General features: G+C 66.7%; 12 protein-coding genes. All 12 read left to right on the top strand.

The window, feature by feature from the left end; all coding sequences use genetic code 11:
• The first annotated feature begins 22 nt into the window (after nucleotides 1-22).
• Nucleotides 23-445, top strand: coding sequence for a DUF2852 domain-containing protein (locus AC1RU4_RS02945; RefSeq protein ID WP_492889518.1), 423 nt, complete (start codon nucleotides 23-25; stop codon nucleotides 443-445).
• Between the two features lie 76 nt (nucleotides 446-521).
• A complete protein-coding gene (gene ybgC / locus AC1RU4_RS02950) occupies nucleotides 522-1,010 on the top strand; it encodes a tol-pal system-associated acyl-CoA thioesterase (protein WP_492889519.1) in 489 nt (162 codons plus the stop codon).
• A 253-nt stretch (nucleotides 1,011-1,263) separates the two neighbouring features.
• Complete coding sequence (gene tolQ / locus AC1RU4_RS02955; protein WP_492889520.1) at nucleotides 1,264-1,977, top strand: protein TolQ; 714 nt, start codon at nucleotides 1,264-1,266, stop codon at nucleotides 1,975-1,977.
• A gap of 5 nt (nucleotides 1,978-1,982) precedes the next feature.
• A complete protein-coding gene (gene tolR, locus AC1RU4_RS02960; RefSeq protein WP_492889521.1) occupies nucleotides 1,983-2,435 on the top strand; it encodes a protein TolR in 453 nt (150 codons plus the stop codon).
• 5 nt (nucleotides 2,436-2,440) lie between these two features.
• The gene (tolA, locus tag AC1RU4_RS02965; RefSeq protein WP_492889522.1) at nucleotides 2,441-3,451 is read left to right on the top strand and encodes a cell envelope integrity protein TolA; all 1,011 of its coding nucleotides are present in this window, start codon (nucleotides 2,441-2,443) and stop codon (nucleotides 3,449-3,451) included.
• A gap of 28 nt (nucleotides 3,452-3,479) precedes the next feature.
• Nucleotides 3,480-4,835: a Tol-Pal system beta propeller repeat protein TolB gene (tolB, locus tag AC1RU4_RS02970; protein WP_492889523.1), complete on the top strand. Its 1,356-nt coding sequence runs from the start codon at nucleotides 3,480-3,482 to the stop codon at nucleotides 4,833-4,835.
• 172 nt (nucleotides 4,836-5,007) lie between these two features.
• Nucleotides 5,008-5,502, top strand: a complete 495-nt coding sequence (pal, locus tag AC1RU4_RS02975; protein ID WP_492889764.1) for a peptidoglycan-associated lipoprotein Pal — start codon at nucleotides 5,008-5,010, stop codon at nucleotides 5,500-5,502.
• A gap of 180 nt (nucleotides 5,503-5,682) precedes the next feature.
• A complete protein-coding gene (gene ybgF / locus AC1RU4_RS02980) occupies nucleotides 5,683-6,639 on the top strand; it encodes a tol-pal system protein YbgF (protein ID WP_492889524.1) in 957 nt (318 codons plus the stop codon).
• Nucleotides 6,557-7,732: a tRNA lysidine(34) synthetase TilS gene (tilS, locus tag AC1RU4_RS02985; RefSeq protein ID WP_492889765.1), complete on the top strand. Its 1,176-nt coding sequence runs from the start codon at nucleotides 6,557-6,559 to the stop codon at nucleotides 7,730-7,732. Before ybgF ends, tilS begins: the two co-directional genes overlap by 83 nt.
• Nucleotides 7,733-7,809: 77 nt before the next feature.
• Nucleotides 7,810-9,729: an ATP-dependent zinc metalloprotease FtsH gene (gene ftsH, locus AC1RU4_RS02990; RefSeq protein WP_492889766.1), complete on the top strand. Its 1,920-nt coding sequence runs from the start codon at nucleotides 7,810-7,812 to the stop codon at nucleotides 9,727-9,729.
• A 176-nt stretch (nucleotides 9,730-9,905) separates the two neighbouring features.
• Nucleotides 9,906-11,303, top strand: a complete 1,398-nt coding sequence (locus AC1RU4_RS02995; RefSeq protein ID WP_492889525.1) for a nucleobase:cation symporter-2 family protein — start codon at nucleotides 9,906-9,908, stop codon at nucleotides 11,301-11,303.
• A gap of 177 nt (nucleotides 11,304-11,480) precedes the next feature.
• A complete protein-coding gene (gene glmM / locus AC1RU4_RS03000) occupies nucleotides 11,481-12,824 on the top strand; it encodes a phosphoglucosamine mutase (RefSeq protein ID WP_492889527.1) in 1,344 nt (447 codons plus the stop codon).
• The last annotated feature ends 15 nt before the right edge of the window (nucleotides 12,825-12,839 follow it).

The following is a 12,839-nucleotide window of genomic DNA, read 5'->3' on the forward strand; positions in this document are numbered from 1 at the left end:
ACATTAACCAGGAACGGCAGCCATGGAGCTCGCTTACAAGCTCGACAGTTACGGCAAACCGGCCTGGATCGCGCTGACGGTGCTGGGCTTCATGGCTTGGTGGCCGCTCGGATTGGCGATCCTGGCCTTCACAATCGGGAGTGGACGGATGGGTTGTGGTTCAAGGCGCAGCTTTGCGCGCTGGCAGGAAGAAGGCGGCGAAGCGGTTCGTAGCGCCTTCGGTCGTTGGGGTCGTGCGGCGCCGTCCAGCGGCAACCGCGCCTTCGACGAGTATCGCGAGGACACGCTGCGTCGCCTCGAGGAGGAGCAGAAGGATTTCCGCGGCTTCCTCGACCGGCTGCGCCAGGCCAAGGACAAGGCCGAGTTCGATCAGTTCATGGCCGATCGCCGCCGCCCGGCGCCGCCGGCTCCCGACGCTCCGACGGACGGCTCGGTCGGCAACTGATCCTGCCTCCCCCGAGTATCGTCTAAATGGCCGCGCCCTTTGTTCACAAGGGGCGCGGTCTCGTCTATGAGGGGGCATGGACCTCCCCGATTTCGCCTCCGACCCGTTCCTCCACCTCGCCGGCCGTCTGGTGCCGGGCGGCCATGTGCTGCCGGTGCGCGTCTATTACGAAGACACTGATTTCTCCGGCATCGTCTACCACGCCAATTATCTGAAATTCATGGAACGGGCCCGCTCCGACCATTTGCGCCTCATCGGCGTGGTGCAGGGCGAGCTGTTCGGCGAGGCGATGGCGGAAGCGCCCGGCTTCGCCTTCGTGGTGCGCTCGATAGCGCTCGATTTCCTGCGTTCCGCCCGCATCGACGACGTTCTGGAAATCCATACCAGCCCGGTCGAGGTTGCCGGCGCCTCGATCACCCTGCTGCAAAAGGTGATGCGCGGCGGCGAACTGCTGGTCGAGGGGCGGGTGAAGGTGGCTTTCGTCTCGCAGGGCCGCGCCCGTCGGATTCCCGATTCGCTGCGCGCCGCCATGCGCGCGGCGCAAGGCGAGGCGCCGTCGGCATGAGCGGATTGGTGTTGCGATGCCGCAACGCTAACGCAACATTAACCCTAGCAAGCGCTTAATGATCGCAGCGTGAGACGTCGCGCGCCCAAGTTTCGGCGGATTCCACGCCGAACAGGGGCCGCAAGTGGAACGGAAGACCTGGTTCTCGCCGGGGGTGTCCATTTGCGTTGATTAAGCCGCCGTGACGTCGTCGCGTCATGCGTACCGGCCGTCCGAAGGGCGGGCGGGCTCTGGTGCTTGAGGTTGAGATCACATGAACCCTGCTGACGTGGCGCAAACGGCCATGGCCGCTCCGAGCGCCGATCTTTCGCTGATCGGGCTGTTCCTTCAGGCACATTTCGTCGTCAAGCTTGTCATGGCGGGTCTCGTGCTCGCCTCCGTCTGGGTCTGGGCGATCATCATCGACAAGACCATCCTGTTCGGCCGCATGAAGCGGCAGATGGACCGCTTCGAGCAGACCTTCTGGTCCGGCCAGAGCCTCGAGGAGCTCTACCGGTCGCTGTCCTCGCGGCCGAACCACGCCATGGCGGCGATCTTCGTCGCCGCGATGCGCGAGTGGAAGCGTTCCTATGAAGGCGGTGCGCGCTCGTTCGCCGGGCTGACGCAGCGGCTGGAAAAGGTGATGGACGTCACCATCGCCCGTGAGGTCGAGCGGCTGGAGGCGCGGCTGCTGGTGCTGGCAACGGTCGGTTCGGCCGGTCCCTTCATCGGTCTGTTCGGCACGGTGTGGGGCATCATGACTGCCTTCCAGTCGATTGCCGCCTCGAAGAACACCAGCCTCGCCGTGGTGGCGCCGGGCATCGCAGAAGCCCTTTTCGCAACGGCAATTGGCCTTATCGCCGCCATCCCGGCGACGATTTTCTACAACAAGTTCGTGTCACAGGTGAACCGCTTGGCGCTGCGGCTGGAGGGTTTTGCGGATGAGTTCTCCGCCATCCTGTCGCGCCAGATCGATGAACGGGGCTGACGCGGATGGGTATGTCGGGAGGCGGGGGCGGAGGTTGGCAGTCGCGGCGCTCGCGTCGTCGCGGCGGCGGCGCCGTGATGGCCGAGATCAACGTCACGCCGATGGTCGACGTGATGCTGGTGCTGCTGATCATCTTCATGGTCGCCGCGCCGATGCTCACCGTGGGCGTGCCGCTCGACCTGCCGCAGACGCAGGCGCAGGCGGTTTCGCAGGATCGCGAGCCGCTGGTGATCTCCATCAACAACCAGGGCAAGATCTTCCTGCAGGACGGCGAAATTCCGGTCGACGAGCTGGTGCCGAAGCTGCAGGCGATCGCCAAGGCCGGCTATGACGAGCGCATCTTCGTGCGCGGCGACAAGACCGTCGACTACGGCGCGGTGATGAAGGTGATGGGCCGCCTGTCCGGCGCCGGCTTCAAGCGCGTCGCTCTCGTGTCCGAAGTCGAGCAGGGGAACTGAGCGTCATGCGCGCGGGTCTCGTCTCCTCGGCCGCCCTTCACATCGGCATCATCGGCTTCATGGCCGTTTCCTTCGCGTCGCCGCGTACGTTCGATTCGCCGCCGCAGGAATCGATGCCGATCGACATCATCTCCGACGCGGAGATGACGAAGATGATGGCCGGCAAGAAGGATGCCCCGAAGGCGCAGGCGCCCAAGCCGGTGGTCGAGAAGGTCGACAAGCCGAAGCCGGCCGAGAATCTCGAGGCCAAGGTGACGGAGAAGCCCGAGGTGAAGGCCGCCAACGAGCCTCCGCCTCCGCCGCCTCCTCCCCCGCCGCAGGCCAAGCCCGAGCCGGTGCCTACCCCTGCGCAGGCGCAGGCCAAGCCGCCGGAACCCAAGCCTCCCGCCGCCCAGGCGCAGGCAAAGCCGGAACCGGCGCCGCCGAAGGACGCCGAATCGCTGGCGGCCAAGCCGCCGGAAGCGAAGAAGGACGAGCCGAAGCCCGAGCAGACCGCCCAGGCCACGCCGACCCCGTCTCCGCCGAAGAAGCCGAAGGACATTCCGCCGAAGGTGGTGCAGGCGCCGCCCAAGGAGCAGGACAACCGCAAGTTCGACGCCAACCAGATCGCCGCGCTGCTCGACAAGCGCGATCCGAGCCGCATGGCCGCGCTCGGCGAGTCGATCAACCACACGACCTCGCTCGGCGCGACGGCCGGCACCGCCGCCATGCTGTCGCAGACCGAGCTCGACGCGCTGCGCGCGCGGCTGATGTCGCTGTGGAACCCGCCGGCGGGCGCCGCCAATCCGCAGGAGCTGATCGTCACCGTGCGCATCCGCCTCAACCAGGATGGCACGCTGAACGGGCCGCCCATGGTGGTGTCGTCGGGCTCCAGTCCGTTCTTCATGACGGCCCGCGACAGCGCGATCCGCGCGATTTTCCGTGGCCAGCCTTTTGACATGCTCTCCCCCGCCAAATACGAGGCGTGGAAGGACATCGAGATCACCTTCGATCCCCGCGACATGGTGCGCGGCTGATCGATCCTCCGCTCTTGAGACATTGGTCATGACGCAGAACATTCTCGGTCCCTCGGGCCTTCCCATCGGCCGTCGCACCCTTCTCGCCGGGGCGGGCGCGCTGGCGGGCGCCGGTCTGCTGGCCCGTCCCGCCAACGCGGTTCTGCGCCTCGACGTCACGCAGGGCACCCCCCAGCCGCTGCCGATCGCCATCACCGATTTCGTCGGCGGCGGCAGCCCGCAGGACGCCGAGGCCGGCAGGGGCGTCACCCAGATCATCTCCGCCGACCTGCGCCGTTCCGGGCTGTTCGCGCCGCTCGACCCGGCCGCCTTCGTCGAGAAGATCACCAATCCCGACGCCTCGCCGCGCTTCCAGGATTGGCGGGTGATCAATTCGCAGGCCCTCGTCACCGGCCGCATGACCCGCCAGCCGGATGGGCGGGTGAAGGCGGAGTTCCGCCTGTGGGACGTGTTCGCCGGCCAGCAGCTCATCGGCCAGCAATATTTCACCCAGCCGGAGAACTGGCGTCGCGTCGCCCACATCATCGCCGACGCCATCTATGAGCGCCTGACCGGCGAGAAGGGCTATTTCGACACCCGCATCGTCTTCGTCGACGAGAGCGGCCCGAAGGAAAAGCGCATCAAGCGCCTCGCCATCATGGACCAGGACGGCGCCAACGTGACCTATCTCACACGCGGCGACGACCTCGTGCTGACGCCGCGCTTCTCGCCGACGAGCCAGGAAATCACCTATATGAGCTATGGTGCCGGCGAGCCGCGCGTCTATCTGCTCAATATCGAGAACGGCCAGCGCGAGGTGGTCGGCAATTTCCCCAATATGAGCTTCTCGCCGCGCTTCGCGCCGGACGGGCAGCGGGTGATCCTGTCGCTGCAGCAGGGCGGCAATTCCAACATCTTCGTGATGGACCTGCGCTCCAAGGCGACCACCCGCCTCACCGACACCGCCGCGATCGACACCGCGCCCTGCTATTCGCCGGACGGCACCCAGATCACCTTCGAGAGCGACCGCGGCGGCACCTCGCAGGTCTACGTGATGAACCCGGATGGGTCGAACCAGCGCCGCATCTCGTTCGGCGACGGGCGCTATTCGACGCCGGTCTGGTCGCCGCGCGGCGATGTCATCGCCTTCACCAAGCAGGCGCAGGGACGCTTCGCCATCGGCATCATGCGGCCGGACGGCTCGGGCGAGCGCATCCTGACCGAAGGCTATCACAATGAAGGCCCGACCTTCGCACCCAACGGGCGGGTGATCATGTTCTTCCGCGATCCGGGCGGGGCGGCGGGGCCGCAGCTCTATTCGGTCGACATCACCGGCTATAACGAGCAGCGGATTCCGACTCCGAGCTACGCTTCCGACCCGGCCTGGTCGCCGCTGCGCTCGTGAGGCGCGGCCGTTAAGACTTGGTCAACCATAATGAGCGGTTTCGGCGATCCGTTTAAAATCGTCACTTCGATTAAGGTTTCGTAAAGGTTGACGGAACCTTCGATTAACCAGATGAGTGCTAGATCGGGTCGTCCCGGTCATGGGAATACAGGAGTTGAGCGGAATGATCCGTATGTTGCGCCAATTCGGCGGGGCGCGTATCGCCCTTGTCGTCGGCCTCGCGATGCTCGCGGCGGCCTGCGCCAAGAACCCGATGGACGGACAGGGTGCCGGCATGGGCCAGCTCGGCTCCGCCCCTCCGGGCAGTGCGCAGGAATTCATCGTTTCGGTCGGCGATCGTGTGTTCTTCGAGAGCGATCAGACCGACCTGTCGCCGCAGGCGCGTGCCACGCTGGATAAGCAGGCGCAGTGGCTGACCCAGTACGCCCGCTATACCTTCACCATCGAAGGCCATGCGGACGAGCGCGGCACCCGCGAATACAACATCGCCCTTGGCGCGCGACGCGCCCAGAGCGTGCGCGACTATCTCGCGAGCCGCGGCATCGATGCCAACCGCATGCGCACCATCTCCTATGGCAAGGAGCGACCGGTGGCGGTTTGCAACGACATTTCCTGCTGGTCGCAGAATCGGCGCGCCGTCACCGTGCTGAACGCGACGGGGTCGTAAAGGCCTTACTTCGCGACGTCTTCCAAACCCGGCCGAGGCCATGCCCCGGCCGGGTTTTTCTTTGCGGCATACGGGCTCGGCAGGTCAAACTTTGGACGTGATCGAGCCCGTATGTTCAAATGGATCCGGCGCTGCGCCCTTGACCCGCGCCGCTTGTCATTGAGGCCCGTACCGTTCGCCATGATCGCTTTTTCCGCGCGCCCGTCCGCCATTCTCGCCGTCGTCGCTTTCGTGATGGCCGTGCCAGCCGTCAACACAGCCTTCGCGCAGACCGACAACAATTTCTTCGGCAATCTCTTCAAGCCGCCCGGTCAGGTGCGCTCCGGTGCTCCGGCGACGAGCAACCCGCCGGTCCAGGTCGAAGATGACAGCACCACCACGCGCCTGGATCGCATCGAGAACCAGCTGCGGCAGATGACCGGCATGATCGAGCAGTTGCAGTTCCGCAACCAGCAGCTCGAAGCGCAGGTGAAGCGTCTGCAGGACGAAATTGACATGCGCGTGGGCGGAGGCGCCGCGCCGCGGGCGCCGGCCGCCGACCCCGCCGGGGCTTCGTCGCCGTCGGCACCGGGACAACCCGCCCGGCGGTCCGACGCCTTCGATCCTTCGCAGCAGCCGGCGGCGCCGGGCGCGCCGCGTCCGCTCGGCACCACCCCGTCTTCGGCGCCGGGCGCGGCCGGCGCGCCGATGGATATCGGCACGCTCGCCGGTGCGGCCGCCGGCGGCGCGGCGGTGGCGACCTTGCCGCCCTCCGGCACGCCGAAGGATCTCTACGACCTCGGCGTCGGCTACCTGCAGCGGCAGGACTATCCGCTCGCCTCGCAGACCTTCCGCGCTTTCCTGCAGCAATATCCCAATGACCGGCTGGTGCCGGATGCCTATTACGGCCTCGGCGAGGCGGATTACTCCCGCCAGTCCTACAAGGAGGCGGCGCAGAGCTTTCTGAAGGTGTCGGCCGACTATCCCAACGCGGTGAAGGCGCCGGATGCGCTGCTCCGTCTCGGCCAGTCGCTTGCCGCCATCGGCGAGAAGGACGCCGCCTGCGCGACGCTCAATGCGGTCAACAACAAATATCCGCGGGCTTCCGCCTCCATCAAGCAGGGAGTGGAGCGTGAGCAGAAGCGTGCCGGCTGCTGACGGCGGGCCCGGCGATCGCATTCCCTTCGACACCGAATGGGGCGCCGAGCCGCTCCAGCGTCTATTCGCTGCCTTCCTTGCCCATGGCTCGGTGCTGCTGGCAGTTTCCGGCGGCCCGGATTCCACGGCGCTCATGCTGCTGGCGCGGCAATGGCGGAGCGGCGTGCCCGAGGGGCCGGCGCTTCATGTGGCCAGCGTCGATCATGGCCTGAGGCCGGAGGCGGCGGACGAGGCGGCGGCGGTCGGCGTCACGGCGGCTCGCCTTGGCCTGCCGCACGCGGTGCTGGCTCTCGACGCGCCGCTTTCGGCGAGCGGCGTGCAGGAAGCGGCCCGCGAGGCGCGCTACGCGGTGCTGGCGCGCCATGCGCAGACGATCGGCGCCACCGCGATCGCCACCGCCCATACGTGCGACGATCAGGCGGAGACCGTGCTGTTCCGCCTGATGCGCGGTTCCGGGCTTTCCGGGCTCGCGGGCATGCCGGCGGAACGGCAGGCGGACGGCGTCGCGCTGTTGCGCCCGCTATTGGGCGTGCGCAAGGACGGGTTGATCGCCGTATGCCGGCGAGCCGGCGTCGCCTTCGTCGAGGACCCGTCCAACCATGATCTGCGCTTCGCCCGCGCCCGGTTGCGCACGCTTCTGCCGCTGCTGGAGCGGGAAGGGCTCGGCGCCGAGCGGCTGGCGCGCTTCGCCGAACGTGCGGCGCGCGCCGACGCGGCGCTGGAGGCGGGCGTCGATTCGGCCCAACGTCTCGTCGAAACGGTCGCGTCGGGCGGCGTAAGGATGGAGCGGGCGGCGTTTCTCGCCCTGCCGGAAGAAATCGCCCTGCGGCTGCTCGACTGCTCGATCCGGCGTTTTGCTACAGAAGGCGAGCCGGAACTCGGCAAGCTCGAGGTGCTCGACGGATGGATTCGCGCCAATGCGAGCGGCGCACGCACGTTGGCGGGCGCCCTCGTGCGGATTCGTGGTCGGACGCTGGAAATCGCGCGCGCACCCGCCCGCCGACCCCGCGGAGGGGCCGCTGACGCGAATTTGCATGCCGTGGCGGAGAAGGTTTCGGCACTGCATCTTGGCAAGGATCAAGGCGGGACCTAAATTACTGTGCGAAAAGGGAGGGCCGCCAGCGCCGGCGGCACCCAGCGTCGGTAACGCCCGACGCCGAAAGGACCATGATGAACGCCAATATTCGGAATTTCGCCCTCTGGGTGATCATCGTTCTCCTGCTGCTGGCGCTATTCTCGCTGTTCCAGAATCCGGCGCAGCGTCAGGCCGCGAACGACGTAAGCTTCTCCCAGCTCCTCAATGAGGTAGATCAGGGCCGCGTGCGCGACGTCGTCATCCAGGGACCGGAGATCACCGGCTCCTTCACCGATGGCCGCACGTTCCAGACCTATTCGCCGAACGATCCGTCGCTGGTGCAGCGCCTGTACGGCAAGGGCGTGTCGATCACCGCCAAGCCGCTGACCGACAATGTCCCGTGGTTCGTGAGCCTGCTGATCTCCTGGCTGCCGTTCATCGCGCTGATCGGCGTGTGGATCTTCCTGTCGCGCCAGATGCAGGGTGCCGGCGGCAAGGCCATGGGCTTCGGCAAGAGCCGCGCCAAGCTGCTGACCGAGGCGCATGGCCGCGTCACCTTCGAGGACGTCGCCGGCATCGATGAGGCCAAGAGCGACCTCACCGAGATCGTGGAATTCCTGCGCGACCCGCAGAAGTTCCAGCGGCTCGGCGGGCGCATTCCGCGCGGCGTGCTGCTGGTCGGCCCGCCGGGCACCGGCAAGACCCTGCTCGCCCGCGCCATCGCCGGCGAGGCGAACGTGCCGTTCTTCACCATTTCCGGTTCGGACTTCGTCGAGATGTTCGTCGGCGTCGGCGCCAGCCGCGTGCGCGACATGTTCGAGCAGGCCAAGAAGAACGCGCCCTGCATCATCTTCATCGACGAAATCGATGCGGTGGGCCGTCATCGCGGCGCCGGCCTCGGCGGCGGCAATGACGAGCGCGAGCAGACCCTCAACCAGCTGCTGGTCGAGATGGACGGTTTCGAGGCGAATGAGGGCATCATCCTCATCGCCGCCACCAACCGCCCGGACGTGCTCGACCCGGCGCTGCTGCGTCCCGGCCGCTTCGACCGCCAGGTCATCGTGCCGAACCCCGACGTGGTCGGCCGCGAGCAGATCCTGAAGGTGCATGCCCGCAAGATTCCGGTGGCGCCGGACGTGAATCTCAAGGTGATCGCCCGCGGCACCCCCGGCTTCTCGGGTGCCGACCTCGCCAACCTGTGCAACGAAGCCGCCCTCATGGCTGCCCGGCGCAACAAGCGCATGGTGACGATGAGCGACTTCGAGGACGCCAAGGACAAGGTGATGATGGGAGCGGAGCGCCGCTCGCTGGTCATGACCGAGGACGAGAAGATGCTGACCGCCTATCACGAAGGCGGCCATGCCATCGTCGCGCTGAAAGTCCCGGCGACCGACCCGGTGCATAAGGCGACCATCATTCCGCGCGGCCGTGCGCTCGGCATGGTCATGCAGTTGCCCGAACGGGACAAGCTCAGCATGTCCTATGAGCAGATGACCTCGCGCCTCGCCATCATGATGGGCGGGCGCGTGGCGGAAGAGCTGATCTTCGGCCACGACAAGGTCACCTCCGGTGCCGCCTCCGACATCGAGCAGGCCACTCGCCTCGCCCGCATGATGGTCACGCGCTGGGGTTTCTCCGACAAGCTCGGCCAGGTCGCCTATGGCGAGAACAATGACGAGGTGTTCCTCGGCATGTCGATGCAGCGGCAGCAGAATGTCTCGGAGGCCACCGCGCAGACCATCGACAGCGAAGTGCGTCGCCTGGTCGACGAGGGCTACGCCGAGGCGACGCGGATCCTCACGGAGAGCAAGGACCAGCTCGAGGCGCTCGCTCGCGGCCTGCTGGAATATGAGACGCTGTCCGGCGACGAGATCATCGGGCTTCTCGATGGCAACGCGCCGGTTCGCGACACCACGCTGGAACCCGCCAATGTGCGTGGCTCAGTGGTGCCGAGCGCCGGCAAGAACCGGCCGCCGCGGCCGGATGCCGGCATGGAGCCGCAGCCGCAGGCGTGAGCCCGGCGCCATATGCCGAATGAAAAACCCCGGCCTCGCGTCGGGGTTTTTTGTTGGCTCCGGCGCCATGCCTCGGGATCCCTGCCGGGTGCCCCACCGTCATGGCATGATCATTGAATCCCATTTCCGCAGGAACGGCATGCAACCGTGCAAGCCGACGAAAGCGGAGAACTGGCATGGCCGACAAGGTCCATCCCGTCGACGAGATGCTGCCCTGGCCGCGTCTGGCGACACTCGGACTCCAACATGTTCTGGTCATGTATGCCGGCGCCGTCGCCGTGCCGCTGATCATCGGGCGGGCGCTGAAGCTGCCACCGGAGGACGTGGCCTTTCTGATCAGCGCCGACCTGTTCGCCTGCGGCATCGCCACGTTGATCCAGAGCCTCGGCTTTCGCGGCGTCGGCATCAGGCTGCCGGTGATGATGGGCGTCACCTTCGCCTCGGTCGGGCCGATGCTCTCCATGGCGGCGGCGCCGGAGATCGGGCTGCTCGGCATCTACGGTTCGGTGATCGTCGCCGGCCTGTTCGGCATCCTTGTCGCGCCCTTTGTCAGCCGGCTGCTGCCGCTGTTCCCGCCGGTGGTGACCGGCACCATCATCCTGGTGATCGGCGTTTCGCTGATGCGTGTCGGCATCAACTGGGCGGGCGGCGGCCTGCCGACGCTGACCAAGGTGATCGACGGCGTGCCCGGCAGCTTCCCGAACCCGAGCTACGGCCAGCTGCCGGGGCTCGGCATCGCGCTGTTCGTGCTCCTGGTCATTCTCGCGCTGACCAAATGGGGCAAGGGCTTTCTCGCCAATGTGGCGGTGCTGCTCGGCATCGTCGCCGGCTGCGCGCTGGCGACCCTGCTCGGTGCGATGAACTTCGACAAGGTGGTCGCGGCGCCGTGGATCGACATCGTCATGCCGCTGCATTTCGGCATGCCGACCTTCCACCTCGTCCCGGCGCTGACCATGTGCCTCGTCATGATCGTGGTGATGATCGAATCGGTCGGCATGTTCCTGGCGCTGGGCGACATGACCGGCCGTGCCATCGATCGTGCCGCGCTCACGGCGGGCCTTCGGGCCGATGGTGCCGGCACGCTGATCGGCGGCCTCTTCAACACCTTCCCCTATACGTCCTTCTCGCAGAATGTCGGCCTCGTCGGCGTCACCGGGGTGCGCTCGCGCTATGTCACCGCAATGGGCGGCGGGATCATGCTGGTGCTGGGCCTGCTGCCGAAGATGGCGTCGATCGTCGAATCGGTGCCGGTCGTGGTGCTGGGTGGCGCCGGGCTCGTCATGTTCGGCATGGTGGCGGCGACGGGAGCCCGTATCCTCGCCAATGTCGACTTCCGCACCAATCGCTTCAACCTCTATGTCGTGGCGATCTCGGTTGGCTTCGGCATGATCCCGCTGGTGGCGCCGAACTTCTTCAAGCAGCTGCCGCATGAACTGCATCCGCTGCTGGAGTCCGGCATCCTGCTCGCCGCCATCGTCGCCGTGCTGCTCAATGCCTTCTTCAACGGCGTGCGCAGCCGAGAGGAAGCCGAGCAGGAAGTCGCGGCGGCGGCCGCCGCGGCCGAACACGCCTGAAAGACGCCGCAATGCCCGTATTAGTCCTCGAAAGGAACGCTTACACTTTGTGAAGCCTCTTGGGCCATGTTGAATGCTACATGGGAACAGTGGAGGGATCGCGAAGGCGATTCCTTCATCGTTCTTTGACGGACGCGCGCCATGCCCGTTCGGCACCGACAGGCCTGGAGACTTTCAATGACGCGCAAATATTTCGGCACGGACGGCATTCGCGGCCGGGCAAACGGCGTCATTACTCCAGAACTGGCCCTGCATGTCGGCATGGCGGCGGGCCTGGTATTCCAGCGCGGCGAGCACCGCCACCGGGTGGTGATCGGCAAGGATACCCGCCTGTCCGGCTACATGATCGAGAACGCGCTGGTCGCCGGCTTCACTTCGGTCGGCATGGACGTGCTGCTGCTCGGCCCGATGCCGACGCCGGCGGTCGCCATGGTCACCCGCTCCATGCGCGCCGATCTCGGCGTGATGATCTCGGCATCGCACAACCCGTTCGACGACAACGGCATCAAGCTGTTCGGCCCGGATGGCTACAAGCTCTCCGACGCCATCGAGGCGGAGATCGAGGAACTGCTCGGCGCCGACATGTCGGCGAGGCTGGCTGCGCCGATGAAGATCGGCCGTGCCAAGCGCATCGAGAGCGTGCATGCGCGCTATATCGAATTCGCCAAGCGCACCCTGCCGCGCAACCAGTCCTTCGATGGCATCCGCGTGGTGGTCGACTGCGCCCACGGTGCCGCCTATCGCGTCGCACCGGAGACGCTGTGGGAACTCGGCTGCGATGTCGTGACCATCGGCGACAAGCCGGACGGCTTCAACATCAACCGTGAGGTCGGCTCGACCTCGCCGGAAGCGCTGATGGCCAAGGTGCGCGAAGTGCGCGCCGATATCGGCATCGCGCTCGACGGCGACGCCGACAGGGTGCTGATCGTCGACGAGAAGGGTCATCTGGTCGACGGCGACCAGCTGATGGCGGTGGTGGCCGAGAGCTTCCGCGACGACGGGCGGCTGGCGCGCAACGGTGTGGTTGCCACCGTGATGTCCAACCTGGGACTCGAGCGGCATTTCCAGTCGCTGGGCCTGTCACTGGAGCGCACGCCGGTCGGCGACCGCTATGTGCTGGAGCATATGCGCGCCCATGGCTTCAATGTCGGCGGCGAGCAGTCCGGCCACATCATCCTGTCGGACTATTCGACCACCGGCGACGGCCTCGTCGCGGCGCTGCAGGTGCTGGCGGTGGTGCAGCGGCTGGGGCGCCCGGTTTCGGAGGCTTGCCACCGTTTCGACCCCTTGCCGCAGATCCTCAAGAATGTGCGCTACAAGGCCGGGCGGCCGCTGGAGGCCGACAGCGTGATGAAGGCGATCGCCGCGGCCGAGCTCAAGCTGGTCAATCACGGCCGCCTGCTCATCCGCCCCTCCGGCACCGAGCCGGTGATCCGCGTCATGGGCGAGGGCGACGACCGCGACCTCGTCGAATCGGTGGTGAACGACGTCGTGGCGGCGGTGGGTGCCGTCGCCGCCTGATCGCGCCCGGCGCGG

It is taken from the genome of Ancylobacter sp. GW821-FHT10E12, from assembly GCF_058809335.1.

What these genes read in the sequence shown, in the direction of transcription:
- AC1RU4_RS02945 (WP_492889518.1), top strand. Translation starts at nt 23, where the DNA reads ATGGAGCTCGCTTACAAGCTCGACAGTTACGGCAAACCGGCCTGGATC.
- ybgC (WP_492889519.1), top strand. Translation starts at nt 522, where the DNA reads ATGGACCTCCCCGATTTCGCCTCCGACCCGTTCCTCCACCTCGCCGGC.
- ftsH (WP_492889766.1), top strand. Translation starts at nt 7,810, where the DNA reads ATGAACGCCAATATTCGGAATTTCGCCCTCTGGGTGATCATCGTTCTC.
- tolA (WP_492889522.1), top strand. Translation starts at nt 2,441, where the DNA reads ATGCGCGCGGGTCTCGTCTCCTCGGCCGCCCTTCACATCGGCATCATC.
- pal (WP_492889764.1), top strand. Translation starts at nt 5,008, where the DNA reads ATGTTGCGCCAATTCGGCGGGGCGCGTATCGCCCTTGTCGTCGGCCTC.
- glmM (WP_492889527.1), top strand. Translation starts at nt 11,481, where the DNA reads ATGACGCGCAAATATTTCGGCACGGACGGCATTCGCGGCCGGGCAAAC.
- AC1RU4_RS02995 (WP_492889525.1), top strand. Translation starts at nt 9,906, where the DNA reads ATGGCCGACAAGGTCCATCCCGTCGACGAGATGCTGCCCTGGCCGCGT.
- tilS (WP_492889765.1), top strand. Translation starts at nt 6,557, where the DNA reads ATGCGGTCAACAACAAATATCCGCGGGCTTCCGCCTCCATCAAGCAGG.
- ybgF (WP_492889524.1), top strand. Translation starts at nt 5,683, where the DNA reads ATGATCGCTTTTTCCGCGCGCCCGTCCGCCATTCTCGCCGTCGTCGCT.
- tolB (WP_492889523.1), top strand. Translation starts at nt 3,480, where the DNA reads ATGACGCAGAACATTCTCGGTCCCTCGGGCCTTCCCATCGGCCGTCGC.
- tolR (WP_492889521.1), top strand. Translation starts at nt 1,983, where the DNA reads ATGGGTATGTCGGGAGGCGGGGGCGGAGGTTGGCAGTCGCGGCGCTCG.
- tolQ (WP_492889520.1), top strand. Translation starts at nt 1,264, where the DNA reads ATGAACCCTGCTGACGTGGCGCAAACGGCCATGGCCGCTCCGAGCGCC.